Source organism: Brevibacillus sp. HB1.4B (assembly GCF_013284285.1).
GTDB classification, from domain to species: Bacteria; Bacillota; Bacilli; order Brevibacillales; family Brevibacillaceae; genus Brevibacillus; species Brevibacillus porteri.
On record NZ_JABSUT010000011.1, the window covers coordinates 164,279 to 178,192 of the forward strand.

Genomic DNA, 13,914 nt, shown 5'->3' on the forward strand with positions numbered 1-13,914 from the left:
GACTATTCTTTCACCCGCGCTGGCGGTTGCACTCTCGTAGATAAGCCGTGATTGTGTGAAGCAGCATACTTGGTCACAGTCATCTCGTACAATCCTTCAGGGAAAGCGGAGAAATAGCGTACGTCCGAAGTTCCTTGTTTGGTCAGCTCTTTGTAGCCATCCAACGTCAGCCCAGGGGAAGTATTTTTCACCTGATTCACCCATTGATCAAAGTCTTCTTGGGAAGTCGCATTCGCTGTAAAGAACATCTTCGCAAATTCTTTTCCGGTAAAGTTCGCACCAGATCCCATGTACTCACCCTGCTCATCTGCTTGCAGGTAGAGAGTCATAGACATGCCGGACATGGCATAAATCTGACCGCCAAGCTGTGGAATCCAGAATGAATTCATCGGGGCGTCAGATGTCACTTCAAAGCGTACTGGCGTATCCTCTGGGAATTGTACATAGTTCACAGTGGCAATGCCTTGTTCAGGATATTGGAACAGCCACTTCCAATCCAAATTCGTCACTTGAATCGTGATCGGTTTCTTCTCGGATTCCAACGGTTTCGATGGCTCCAAAGAATACGTGTACTGAACTGTCACGATCCCAATTAACGCAATAATGATGATGGGAATGCCCCACCAAATGATTTCCAGTTTCGTACTGTGTTCCCAATTCGGCGTGTACTTCGCCTTTCTTCCTTCTCTGTCACGGTATCGCCATACAATGACAAAAGTAAGAATTAGTACAGGAACAATCACAATTAACGTTAAAAGCGTGGATAAAATCATTAAGTCCTTTTGCTGTTCACCAATGGGTCCTTTCGGATCGAGCACGATATAGTTATCAGCGCAACCGGTCGTCAAGAACAGCAGGATGAACATGAACAAAAATGACATACAGCGTACTGTCTTGGACGTCTTCATGTCCTTGTCCTCATCTCCTATCACCATGCACGGGGTACTATTGAAACAAGTCTTACTCTAAAGCCGGACCAATGGAGTGTCACCAGCCAATGACAAAGTGGATCAACCAGCCATGTTCAATAATCCGCTACATTTTGGACAATTTTTAGACACAAAAAAACCTTCTCACGAAAAGAAGGTCCTTCTCTAGTCGAATGGAATTGGAAATCGATGGGTACCCTAAGATCACTTCCATCTCATTACTGATTAGGTGAAGCGACGTGATCAAAAAGTTTCGGAGAAAGCTATCCATCCATCAATTCAAACAGAACCAGGAACCACAAGAAACTCCCCTCCAGGAGGATCTTCAAGCAAATGTGACCACTGTTCGGAGTCATTTTGGTTTCACGAGTGATCTAGCCGTCCGAACCATTTGGCTTGGGACAAATCCATCACAACAAGCATCTTTGCTGTTCCTGAAAGGTATGTCGAATCAAGACGTAATGGATCGGGATGTCATTAGACCGCTGATGAATACCATTGGCGATCTCCACGAGGACATGATTGATCATATTATGAATGCTGTTCTGCATGTCTCTATGGCGTGGAAGGAAAGCACACTTGAAAAAGTGCTCGAACAGCTTGCCCGCGGATATATCGTGCTTTTTATTCATAACCAACAACAATGCATTATTATCGGAGCCAAATCGCTTGGACAAAGAAGCGTGGAAGAGCCTGCCAAAGAAGCAGTCATTCGCGGTCCACGCGAAGGCTTTATTGAAACGATTGACACAAATCTCTCACTGATTCGCAAAAGATATCACAATCCCAATCTCCAAATTGAAACCTATTGGATCGGTACACAATCGGATACTAGGGTATGTCTCGCCTACGTCCGAGGAGTTGTGAAGGAAGAATTGGTCGACGAGGTGAAAAAGCGTATATCCGCCATAAAAATGGATGCCATCTTGGACTCCGGCTATATTGAGCAATGGATCGAAGACGAGCCTTTTTCCATTTTCCCAACCATCTTCAACAGTGAGAAACCGGACATCCTGGTAGCCAAAATTTTAGAGGGGCGTGTCGCCATTTTGGTGGACGGCAGTCCAGTTGCCCTCATGGTACCAGCTACGTTTCAAGAGTTTTTTCAAAACCCGGAGGATTACTATTCCCGCCCTTTCTATGCCAGCTTATTGCGCTTGCTTCGCTATGCAGCTTTTTTTGTCTCAGCATTTCTCCCGTCTCTCTATATATCTTTCGAAAATTTCCACAAGGACTTAGTCCCCCCCACGTTGTTGTTCAGCTTTATCAATGCCAGAGAAGGGGTTCCGTTCCCTTTGCCCATCGAGCTGCTTCTTATGGCGATCGTGTATGAATGGCTGCGTGAGGCGGGGGTCCGCATGCCTCGCCCCATCGGACAAGCTGTCAGCATCGTAGGAGCTTTAGTCATTGGTGAGGCGGCCGTTAGTGCGGGATTAGTTGGGGCGCCGACCGTTATTATCATTGCCGCGTCAGCCATCACTTCGTTTATTTTCCCTGCCATTTCTGACGTGGTAGTCATTCTGCGATTTGTCTCGATTTTTGCCGCCTCGGCGCTTGGACTGTACGGCAATTTTCTCGTCTTTTATCTGGTTGCTATCTATTTGTGCGATCTGCGTTCGTTTGGGATACCTTATCTTGCTCCTTTAGCTCCTTTGAAACTGCAAGATTGGAAGGACTTCTTTATTCGCTTTCCTCTTTGGTTCATCAAACTAAGCTCTGGTGCTACCCCTTTCCCACTGAAGAAGCAAAAGGGAGAATGATTGATCATGAAGACGCTAACCGCTGTGATAGGCTTGCTGACTGTCATTTTAGGGGGTTGCTGGAATAACATCGAGCTCACTGAGACAAGATTTGTCACGGCAATTGGAATCGACTTGAACGAGGAAGGCCGTTATGTCCTTACTGTGAACGTCATGAAGCCAAGCAGTGGAAAAACGGATGGAGGCTCGGCGGAAAAAAGCGCGATTATCCAATCGACAGGCTATACCATGTTTGACGCAGCCCGAAATATGATCGAGTACTCGGGGTACAAGCTTAGCTATCATCAAATGCAATACGTAGCGATTGGCACGGACGCAGCCAAAAAGGATATCATTGGTCCCCTTGATTTATTTTTTCGCGATCAGGAATTATCCGGGCGTCACTGGGTCATTTATGTCGAAGGGAAAGCGGAAGCTCTCCTGCACACAAAAGGAAATACGAACGACATCCAGCCTCTGCAAATCAACGAGAAAATGATAGCCAGTCGAGCCATTGGCAAATATCCACCCGTACGTTCACTCGACCTTATGCGCATGATGGCGAGTAAAGAGAAAGTAGGCTATCTGCCGATCAGTCATCCCATCCAATCAAAGAAAGAAAGCCGTGAAGCTGGAGCTGTCATTATCAAAGGCGGAAAAGCTATCGCTTCGATCAATGAGACACAGGCGCGCGGATTACTGTGGACAACGGGGAAAATAAAAAGCACGATTGTCATCGTTCCACTCAAAAAGCAGGGACAATACGCATCGATCGAGATTATAGGCTCCAAAACAAAAATCCGTCCCGTTCTCGAAAATAATCAGTTATATATCCAGGTGACTGTCCATCCACACGGATATATTGGAAGTCTTAATCATCCCATTCCAATGGACACAGAGACGTATAAATCGTTGCAGATAAAAGTCAATCATGTCATTCGAGATGAAATCCATGAAGCTGTAGCAGTAGCGAAGAAAAACAAGGCCGATATTTTTGGCTTTCATGAATATGTGCATCGCGCGTATCCACAAGTGTGGAAAACCTGGGAAGAACAATGGCCCGCTCACTTTTCAGAGCTAGACGTAAAAGTGAATGTTCAGAGCAAGCTCCTCTTAAATGGACTTCTGGCAGAGCAACTTGGCGAAAAATAAGGAGTGGGATGGTTGGACGTCCGCACGATTTCAAGATTTCAGTGGGTCTCAATCCATGCATTAAGTCTCCCCATCATGGGACACGTCTTCCTAATCGAACCACTGATTCATACCGCTGGCAAAGACGGCTGGATATCTGCTTTGATCAGCATTCCTTGTGGCATTCTATTCGTCCTGCTGTTGAGCATACTGCGAAGTAAACTTCAAAACACCTCGTTGCTGACGGGAACAGAAGAAAAAGCCGGTAGAGCACCAGCTGTCATTTTGTGTGTAATCTTACTCGCCTATTTTCTGTATGCTTCTGCTACGACGATGCGTGGTCTGGAGGAATTCGTCAAAATAACCTTTTTGCCAGAGACGCCTCTCTGGGCAATCGGCACGAGCTTCATCCTTCTCATTTGGTTCAGTCTGCAAAGAAACATCGAATCCATCGCTAGAATTGCCGTGATCTTTTTTTTGATGACGATGATAACGGGACCGATAGTTGGACTGACACTCATGCAAGAAAAAGATTATGCCCGCATTTTGCCGATCCTCGACAATGGTTGGGGACCTGCTCTGGAGGGCTCGCTTTTCTATATTGCCTTGTGGGGGGAACTGATCTTAGTCCTCCTGCTTCAGACAAAATGGGTCGGAGTGCGTCATGATTTCAATGGTTTCTCCTTTCTTGTGTTATTTAACGTCTTTTTGGGCGCCTCGATGCTAATGGGTGCCATTGCTGTATTTGGGCTGCCTCTCTCGGAAAAATTGGACTGGCCGGTACAAAATACAGTCAGACAAATAAAGATGGGTTTTATAAGCCGGGGAGACATTTATGGTTTATATACGATGACAGCAGGCTGTTTCATCCGGGTAGCTGTATTTTTATATGCCATCTGTGAATGTCTTGCCTTTCTCCTTTCCACCACTTACAAAAAGCTGAGCTTGCCCGTCTGTTTGGTTACGCTTTTGCTGTCTTTACTCGTCTTTTCCAATCATCAACAACTCTTGCAGACTAATCACGTCTATTTTAAGTATGGATACGTACTCCTGCTGCTGCCGATTTTTTTGCTGATTCTCTTCCGGATCAAAGGAGGAAAGGCGGTAGAGAACCCTTAAGTAAGCAAAAGAAAAAGGCCACCCCAAGGCGGCCTTTCCTCCTATGATACGCTACGGTTTAACGCAACGGCAATTTGTGCAGCGAGCTTTGCATTATTTTTCACCAGAGCAATGTTCGCCTCTAGGCTTTTTCCGCCTGTTCGTTCTTTTACATTCGCTAACATGAATGGCGTTACTTGCTTGCCAGTGATTCCTTGGCTTTTCGCATCATGCATCGCTTGGAGAATAATCGCTTCGATTTCATCGTAAGGGATTGCATCCGCTTCGAGGATTGGATTGGCAATCACCGCTCCGCCCTTCAAGCCGAGTTTCCATTTAGCATCTAGCATCGCAGCTGCCTCTTCTGGCGTATCCATGCTTACAGACACATCGAATCCACTTTGGCGGGAGTAAAAAGCCGGGAATTCGGTTGTTTGATAGCCAACAACGGGCACTCCGAGCGTTTCCAAGTACTCCAGTGTTCTTCCGATATCCAAAATGGATTTGCAACCCGCACATACGACTGCCACATTTGTCTCTGCCAGCTCCGTCAAATCAGCAGACACATCCCACGTCACTTCCCCGTCACGGTGAACACCGCCAATCCCACCTGTTGCAAACATGCGAATGCCTGCCAACTCAGCACCGATCATCGTCCCCGATACGGTTGCCGCTCCTATTTTTTTCGAGGCTAAAATATACGGGATGTCTCGGCGGCTAACCTTGGCCACATTTTTATTTGTCGCGAACTCTTCCAGCTCACTCGCACTCAAACCAATCTTAATTTGCCCGTCCATAAAACCAATCGTTGCCGGAACAGCACCATGATTGCGAATGATTTGCTCTACGTCATTCGCCATTTCTACATTTTGCGGATAAGGCATTCCATGGGAGATAATCGTCGTTTCTAGTGCAACAATCGGTAATTGATGATCAAGTGCATGTCTGACCTCTTCCGAAAAGCTGAGATATTGTTTCATAGAATTCTCCTCCAATGCCTGGTTGTTTGGTTATTCCTTGATGACGCGTATCGTTTGTAGCGTGGGGTCTTCAAAGCCTTGTACAGGTAAACCTGCCTCTAAGTTTTTCTTCGTATAGATGAGATTCTCTTCCGAAATGATCTCACCCGGGATAAAAATCGGAATACCAGGTGGATATACCATGACAAACTCCGCGATGATTCTTCCCACGGATTGTTCGACGGGAATCATCTCCGTCGGTGCGTAAAATGCATCGTGCGGGGTGACAGCCAGTACCGGTATTTTGGGAAGCTGCATTTTCGGGCGGCTTTTTCTGTTTCCTTGATCCCCGGCCCCAGCAGCCAGCTCCTCCAAGGCATAGACAAGGATTTGCAAATCTTCTTTCGTATCACTTGGTGTGATAATACAAACGATGTTGTACAGGTCAGATAGCTCTACTTCAATGTTATAGCGATCACGAAGCCATTTTTCAGCTTCATACCCCGTAATGCCGAGGTCTTTTACCGAGATGACCAGCTTGGTCGGATCATGAGCAAACGCTCCATTTGTCCCGATAATTTCTCTTCCGATGCAGTACAAATAATTAATTTTATTGATTTGTGCTCGTGCTTCGTTTGCCAGCTGAATCGTTTGATCCAATAGCGCTTTCCCGGATGTCACCAACCGCTTTCTCGCCACATCGAGCGAAGCGAGCAGTAAATAGGAGGTCGAAGTCGTAGTGAGCATGCTATAGATAGCTTGTACACGCTGAATCGAAACAAGATTTCCCTGAATGTTCAACAACGAACTCTGCGTCAGAGAGCCTCCTAATTTATGCATACTGCTTGCTGCCATATCTGCACCAGCTTGCATCGCTGATAGTGGAAGCTTGGGATGGAAGTGAACATGTGAGCCATGTGCTTCATCTACGAGTACGGGCACTCCTCTGGCATGCGCAATTTGAACGATACTCTTCAAGTCACCGGCAATTCCGAAATAGGTTGGATTGATGACTAGAACTGCCTTTGCATCAGGATGCTGTTCCAATGCTTTTTCCACAGCTTGCGGTGTGATTCCATGCGAGATCCCGAAGACAGGGTCTATTTCTGGATGTAAAAAGATAGGAGTCGCACCGGATAAAACAATTCCGCTCATGATTGATTTGTGTACATTCCGTGGCACGATGATCTTATCACCGGGATTACATACCGCCATAATCATGGTCATAATGACTCCGCTCGTGCCTTGAACAGAAAATATGGTGTGATCAGCGCCAAAGGCTTCAGCAGCCAATTCCTGCGCTTGCTTGATAATTCCTTTTGGTTGATGCAAATCGTCTAATGGTTCAATGTTAATCAAATCGATGGAAAGTGCATTTTTTCCCATGAACCATCGAAATTCAGGATCCATCCCTTTTCCTTTCTTATGACCTGGTATATGGAATTGGATTGGATTCTTCTGGGCATGCTTTCTCAGCCCGTTAAAGAGCGGCGTTTGCCCTTGAATCAACATTTTTCCCACCTCACTATCCTTCCGTGTTGTTTGAATGAGTGATGTTTCTGGGCTGATTATAAAATAAGCGGCTCCTTCCTTCATGATCCAATCTTGACTTTTATGAACCATCCAATTTGTGTCCATCCTCGTAATTGGTCTGTTTCATCTTTCGCGAATTGGCTGGTTACACTGTTGGAGATTTCACTTACAGTGTTGCTACCATGAAGTTTTGGAGGCCATATAGATGAAACAACTGCCCACGACACAATCGCGAAAAGCATTAGAAAAGATACAATCCTATCAACCTGGAATGCCGATTTGGGAGATTAAAAAAATGTACGGACTCTCTTCTATCATTAAATTAGCCTCAAATGAAAATCCACTCGGCCCATCCCCTAAAATCATCCGCGCCATTCTCGGTGCGCTCCCAGAGCTGCATCGTTACCCGGATGCCCATACAACGACGCTGAAAGAGCACTTGGCTGATCATCTTGAGTTAAGTCCGGAGCATTTAATCGTCACAAATGGCGGTGACGAACTGATCAAGCTCATGTCCGAAACCTATTTGGAGCACGAGGACGAAATCGTCGTGCCTTCGCCGACCTTTAGTGAATATGAATTCGGCGCACATCTCATGGGGGCTGTCATCAAAACGGTTCCACTTGAGGCCGATTATGCCTTCAATGTTTCCGCTATTTTGGCAGCCATTACGGCTCGAACAAAGCTAATCTACCTTTGTTCCCCTAACAACCCGACAGGCACCTATTTGTCTCGTCAGGACTTGACGGCATTGCTAGACCAATTGCCAGATGGGGTGCTTGTGGTACTCGACGCTGCTTACAGTCACTATGCAACGGCTGACGATTACACATCGGGTATTGAATTTGTCCGCCAAGGATATCCTGTTCTCGTCTTGCAAACCTTCTCGAAAATTTACGCGCTTGCCGGTATTCGCGTCGGATTTGGTGTCGCTCACCCATCCGTGATCCAAAAAATCCTGAAAGTAAAAGAGCCGTTTAACGTCAATTCTTTGGCACAAACAGCCGCAATTACCGCCCTTGGGGACGTGGAGCATTTTGAAAAATCCCTTACGGAAAACACCAAAGGCCGCAAGCAACTTTATGATGCATTCGATGAAATGAATATCCCCTATACCGTGAGTATGTCTAATTTTATCTTGGTAAAATGGGGGCCAAATGCGGGTAGGATTTATCAAGAGCTGCTGGAAAGAGGAATCATTTTGCGTTACGGAGACACTTGGGGGTTACCGGAGCATATTCGAATCAGTGTAGGTACGCTGGAAGAAAATCAAATTCTCATACAAAACCTCCGTGAGCTATTGCTTATCGTAGGAAAATAAACCAAAAACACCGGATAGAAAATGTCCGGTGTTTTTGCTTTTGCAAAGTGTTTATGAAGCTGGATTCTCCTTGTGTTTACCCGTCACCAATACTATACTGAATGAAAATTCCCCAGTCATTTCCATCAGAAGGGATGACTGAAATTTCATAACTTCACGAAAGCTTTCTCTCCATAGAAAGGTGGATCAGATGTCACTCAAACCTGAAGATTTACAAAGCTACATCGACTCCCCAGATAAACAGCAAAGATTATACAAACGAACGCTCTGGATTGTAGTCATCTCACAAATTTTCGGCGGTGCAGGACTTGCGGCAGGTGTCACCGTAGGTGCTCTCCTCGCTCAGGATATGCTCGGTTCGGAAAGTCTCGCGGGCATCCCTGCCGCATTGCTCACGCTTGGTTCTGCTGTCGCTGCATTGCTGGTGGGTCGACTCTCTCAACGCTTTGGACGCCGTTTCGGTCTCGCTAGCGGATTCTTAGCTGGGGGTATTGGCGCAATTGGAGTGGTTATCGCAGCCGTTGCAAACAGTATTGTCCTTCTGTTTGCTTCCTTAATTCTGTATGGGGCTGGCACCGCTACTAACCTGCAAGCCCGCTATGCAGGCACAGACTTGGCAAAGCCTAAACAGCGAGCGACTGCCGTAAGTATCGCAATGGTCTCCACTACATTCGGGGCTGTCGCAGGACCAAACCTAGTGGAAGTCATGGGACGATTCGCTACATCCATCGGTGTCCCCGCACTGGCTGGTCCTTTCATCTTAGGTGCCGCAGCCTTTATCCTCGCTGGTCTCGTATTTTGGGTATTGCTTCGCCCGGACCCGTTCATCGTTTCGAAAGCAATCGCCGAAGCACAACAGATGAATCAGAGCTCCCCGTCCTGTCTGAATGAGAATCAGCTTGCAAGCAATAACCGGGGAATCATCGTGGGAGCCACCGTCATGATTTTGACGCAGATCGTCATGGTCGCCATTATGACGATGACACCTGTACATATGAAGCACCACGGACATGGTCTCTCTGAAGTAGGGATCGTCATCGGTTTTCATATCGGTGCGATGTACCTCCCCTCGCTCTTGACGGGGGTACTCGTTGACAAGATCGGTCGCACCACAATGGCTTATGCTTCCGGTGTCATACTGCTTACAGCCAGCATGACTGCTGCTTTTGCGCCAGCCGATTCGATGCCGCTACTCATCACGGCTCTTGTGTTGCTCGGACTGGGCTGGAATTTTGGATTAATTAGTGGCACAGCACTCATCGTGGATGCAACGCAGCCCGCTACTCGTGCGAAAACGCAGGGAACGGTCGATGTCTTGATTGCCTTGGCTGGTGCATCCGGTGGAGCCCTGTCTGGTATGGTCGTCGCCAATGCCAGCTACGCAACACTTTCACTTGCCGGAGGCGCTATAGCACTGTTGCTGGTTCCTGTCCTGGTATGGTCACACAGAAAAAGCAAACACAGTGTAGAGATTTCCCAAAACTAAAGCCACCTTCATCAGGTGGCTTTTCCTCTATCCCAAGTACCCCGAAACAAAAAATAACACTGCTCACAGGCAGTGTCATTTTCCTCCAACCACTTTATTATCATGTCGCTCATTCGGACTATGTTCATCTACAATCTGTTTTAAGCTAGCGAAGCCAGGAGTAAATTTGCTGTTGGGAATCTTCTTCTTGGAAGAGAGATTTTTCGAGTAAACAGCAGTTTCGTTGCCTCTTTTCGCGAAGAACTCAGCTAATTTCATCGTATCCCACTCCTAACTAGCTCTCTTTAAGGTTTTGACCTTATTCACAAACTTGGTAACAAATCCTAATAATAACATATACGTAGTCAACCGCTCGAACTCCTGCATATTTTCGGGAGTAAATGTGTCATTCTTGTAAACAGCGACCGCGAATCCAAGTCTGAACTTTCCGAAGTTTTTTACAATTGCAAATTGTTCGATGTCCGTGTTTTGAATACGTCCCTTTACTTGTTTATCGGCAATTCGGCAATCCTCTTGAAGCATCGAAGACAGTAATAGAGTACGTACTGTGTCAAAATCTTTCAACTCGGTTAAGTAAAACACTTCAAACTGCTTGTCATTATTCGTAGGTACGATCCAATAACAGCATAGCTCGTCCGGTTTCAATCCATAAATCGTCTTTACTTCCATTTCAAATGCCTTCATGAACGTGATCGCATTCGCATTAATAATAGCTGTTGATTGACCGCTGCCATCCAAACTGTAAATCGCATTGGCCAATTCTTTCTCACAATATTTCACTTCCATCTGGAACTCGATCTCGTTCCCTCTAAGCTTATCGCAGATGAACAAAACGATGAATACCATTCCTGCCAAAATGGCGGAATACAAGATAGACAGGCCTAGAACAGAGCCTAATGAAGCTAGCTTGTTTTCCTCATGTGGCGGTGCTAGGATAAACAGCCATTCGATCGGTTGAAACATCCACTTATGTATGACTGCTATCAAATCTGGCAGCAAACCTTTTAACAATTCAAATACGAGCCATGAGACCAGAACGAACAAGATGCCAAGAACAGAAAAAACAATTTTTACATTGCTCTGCATGAGATTCTTTAGCACCTCTAACCTCTCCTTCTGGTAAAGTTTTACATTATTTTAACATTTTATTTAGATTCTACAAATAGGAAAAAACTACCTACATTTAGGTAGTTTTTTAGGCGTTTCTATCGTAATCGTACTTACTTTTTGATTTCCTATGTACTGTATCGTCTGCTGTACAATCTTGCTGTTCTCTTCAATTCTCTTCAGTGGTTTAAATGAACTCAACAATTGCACGTTCCCCCTATCGGTATACTGGGTGTAATTCGTAACGTAATGCTCCCTTATTGGTCTGCCCATTTTTCACCGCTATCAAACACGGAATGCTCATCATGACCTTCCAACTATCTTGCTAATACCCCATACCTTATGCCGTTCTGATTTTGTTTAGACCCTCTTCTGGGTGCTGCTTTTCCACTGTTAGTGACGGTTTTGTTACAGACAATGTTGCTCCCATTGGCACAATTGACTTCCTCAATTCTTGCCATAATAAAGGATAATCCGAACGAAAAGGAGTTAGTCAGAATGAATTCAGTGATAGCGAAGAATGAAACCATTCTTTCCTATATCATTGCCATAGCGCTTATCTTGCTCATGGTAGCCGCTTCCGTCATACTCGATGATCCCGAAGTGATTCTACCAGAAATTGCAGCGATGGCGATTGGCATATGGGTATACCGAGAACCAGGATGGATCAGACAGCCCTCTAGAATTTTTGTGGCTCCGTCGATTACGGCTGCAATCGGATTTGCGATAAATCAAGTAGACTTGCCATACCTTGGAAAAGTCAGCATCACACTCGTACTCATGATGCTCTTTTTACGAATCATCCAATCGAATTTTGGACCATCCCTTGCCACTGGCTTATTACCTCTGGTCACGAATGCCGTTGAATGGTCTTTTATGATCTCCGTCGTCATTTTTTCCTTTCTCATCATGCTCGGCGTTCTCGCCTTCAAATGGAATGACGGCCTGGAGAAGAAAGTGAAGATACCGTATCAGTATATGCTCGTGTTCTTGATTTTGATATTCGTGTGGATCGGTTTATGTTGGATGGCTGGTTACCCACAGGTAGCAGTTATTCCGCCCATACTCGTCGTTGTCTATGAATCTCTTCACAAGCCGATGTTCAATGGCAAGATGGCCTTTAAGCTGGGCCTGGTGTTAACCATATCGGCTACAGTTGGAACGCTGCTATCCTTCGCGATTGATTCGTGGGTGTTAGTCACTTTGCTTGATATGATTTTGGTGCTTATTTTGTTACGTATCCTAGGTATGCGTGTCCCGGCAGCATACGCTTTTCCACTGCTTCCTTTTGTCTTCCCTGATGAAATTGTAGTCATGCTGCCCGTCAGTGCGCTCGTTGCTTCCATATTCTTGTTTGGCTCCGTGCTTTTGTACAAGAACTGGGAGAGAAAAAGAAGTCAGCTTCATGCCCCGAGGAATTAGCCCATAATAATAGAGCCACCCGTCTTGGGGGTGGCTCTTATCCTTACTTCGCCTTTGGGGTTACCTTTTCCACTTTGTTTTCGCCCATCTTCACTTTGAATAGTTCTTTTTTATCATGATCGGAAGCTTGAGAGTCGTAAAAAAAGATGAAATCTCCCCCGATGTTTATTGCTTGACTGGAAATGCTACCTAATGGATACAGCGGGGTTGTCTTGCCGTCCGCCATATTCATTCTGCCTACCGTATGTGCGTCCTTTATTTCTGAGATGTAGTATAGATGCTTCCCAGCGACAATGATCGGATTTTCTGCTGGAGGCAACCCTTTCTTGACGAGAGCGGTTTTCCCATCCTTTAGTCCGATTTTATAAACATCGACGACGCCTGTATCGTTTACCCATTTTGTGTAGTAAATGAAATCACCAGACAGACCGATAAGGGTCAGTTCTTTGTCTTTGCTTACTACCTTTTTCTGCGTTCCATTCCGCTTCATTTTGCATAGTTGACCACTCTTATTGGTGTAAAAAATCCAATCCTGATAGAAATAAACTTCCTCAAAATCATCAAGCAGCTTCTTTTGATTTTTGCCGTTCATGTCCATCCTGTACAAACGACCGGAATCATCCGCGTAATAAATGATATCTCCCACTACATACAATTTCTGTACGTTATTGGGGTCCCCTTCCGTAAGACTACTGCTCTTGATAACTGTTTTCGAACTGCCATCTATCTTAATTTTCATGAGCTCCATCACATCTTCATACGTACCATTGATATCGTAAGCGGGCATCTCAATCTGATAGATTTCTTTAAAAGGCTTATTGCGCGTATAGTAAATCCAGTCACCTACCACATTCAGATTATCGGCCCAATCACTGCTCAACTTTTGAAGGGAGCTTCCATCCTTTTTGATTTTGTATAAGCCATCGTTGTTATAAAAAATCCACTCTCCTTGAACGGCGACAAAGCTTCGGTGTGAATTGATATTGACAGGATCGCTGCCAAAAACATTTATCACTGATTTTTTGGTTGGCGCAGTCGCCATTGTTTGTTGACTGCCAAAACCAAAGACCACAATCAGACACACCGCCATCGCAATGGTGATTATCCATTTTCCTTTATGTTGCACCATGCATGCCTCCCGTTCATAGCCTAATATAACCATAGCGGAGATATCCCCCATTCCGATACA

Annotated in this window: 12 protein-coding genes; 6 read left to right on the forward strand and 6 right to left on the reverse strand. The window is 45.5% G+C overall.

Annotated features, from left to right (window positions below; all coding sequences use genetic code 11):
* Positions 1-2 precede the first annotated feature (2 nt).
* A complete protein-coding gene (gene cyoA, locus HP398_RS24335; protein WP_017251731.1) occupies positions 3-908 on the reverse strand; it encodes a ubiquinol oxidase subunit II in 906 nt (301 codons plus the stop codon).
* 260 nt (positions 909-1,168) lie between these two features.
* Here cyoA and HP398_RS24340 point away from each other — a divergent pair, with 260 nt between their 5' ends.
* From HP398_RS24340 to HP398_RS24350, 3 genes are read left to right on the forward strand one after another with little or no spacing between them, the layout of a single operon-like run.
* Entirely contained in the window at positions 1,169-2,689 is a 1,521-nt protein-coding gene (locus HP398_RS24340; protein WP_017251730.1) for a spore germination protein, read from the forward strand.
* A 6-nt stretch (positions 2,690-2,695) separates the two neighbouring features.
* Positions 2,696-3,820: a Ger(x)C family spore germination protein gene (locus HP398_RS24345; protein WP_173623885.1), complete on the forward strand. Its 1,125-nt coding sequence runs from the start codon at positions 2,696-2,698 to the stop codon at positions 3,818-3,820.
* Between the two features lie 3 nt (positions 3,821-3,823).
* Positions 3,824-4,918, forward strand: a complete 1,095-nt coding sequence (locus HP398_RS24350; RefSeq protein ID WP_238144539.1) for a GerAB/ArcD/ProY family transporter — start codon at positions 3,824-3,826, stop codon at positions 4,916-4,918.
* Positions 4,919-4,959: 41 nt separating this feature from the next.
* Here HP398_RS24350 and HP398_RS24355 read toward each other — a convergent pair whose 3' ends face one another.
* Positions 4,960-5,877, reverse strand: a complete 918-nt coding sequence (locus HP398_RS24355; RefSeq protein ID WP_173623886.1) for a pseudouridine-5'-phosphate glycosidase — start codon at positions 5,875-5,877, stop codon at positions 4,960-4,962.
* Between the two features lie 30 nt (positions 5,878-5,907).
* Positions 5,908-7,365: an aminotransferase class I/II-fold pyridoxal phosphate-dependent enzyme gene (locus tag HP398_RS24360; protein ID WP_173623929.1), complete on the reverse strand. Its 1,458-nt coding sequence runs from the start codon at positions 7,363-7,365 to the stop codon at positions 5,908-5,910.
* 229 nt (positions 7,366-7,594) lie between these two features.
* Here HP398_RS24360 and hisC point away from each other — a divergent pair, with 229 nt between their 5' ends.
* Both hisC and HP398_RS24370 read left to right on the forward strand, forming a co-directional pair.
* Positions 7,595-8,710: a histidinol-phosphate transaminase gene (gene hisC / locus HP398_RS24365; RefSeq protein WP_173623887.1), complete on the forward strand. Its 1,116-nt coding sequence runs from the start codon at positions 7,595-7,597 to the stop codon at positions 8,708-8,710.
* 190 nt (positions 8,711-8,900) lie between these two features.
* A complete protein-coding gene (locus HP398_RS24370; RefSeq protein WP_017251724.1) occupies positions 8,901-10,196 on the forward strand; it encodes an MFS transporter in 1,296 nt (431 codons plus the stop codon).
* Between the two features lie 75 nt (positions 10,197-10,271).
* On the opposite strand, the gene HP398_RS24375 is transcribed toward HP398_RS24370, so the two are convergent.
* Both HP398_RS24375 and HP398_RS24380 read right to left on the reverse strand, forming a co-directional pair.
* Entirely contained in the window at positions 10,272-10,454 is a 183-nt protein-coding gene (locus HP398_RS24375) for a hypothetical protein (RefSeq protein ID WP_007723975.1), read from the reverse strand.
* A gap of 12 nt (positions 10,455-10,466) precedes the next feature.
* The gene (locus HP398_RS24380) at positions 10,467-11,297 is read right to left on the reverse strand and encodes a hypothetical protein (protein WP_017251723.1); all 831 of its coding nucleotides are present in this window, start codon (positions 11,295-11,297) and stop codon (positions 10,467-10,469) included.
* Between the two features lie 504 nt (positions 11,298-11,801).
* On the opposite strand from HP398_RS24380, the gene HP398_RS24385 reads away from it, so the two are divergent.
* On the forward strand, positions 11,802-12,725 hold the full coding sequence (locus HP398_RS24385) for a hypothetical protein (protein WP_173623888.1): 924 nt from the start codon (positions 11,802-11,804) through the stop codon (positions 12,723-12,725).
* A 43-nt stretch (positions 12,726-12,768) separates the two neighbouring features.
* Here the strand turns inward: HP398_RS24385 and HP398_RS24390 are convergent, their stop codons facing one another.
* On the reverse strand, positions 12,769-13,854 hold the full coding sequence (locus tag HP398_RS24390; RefSeq protein ID WP_173623889.1) for a DUF5050 domain-containing protein: 1,086 nt from the start codon (positions 13,852-13,854) through the stop codon (positions 12,769-12,771).
* Positions 13,855-13,914: the final 60 nt, after the last annotated feature.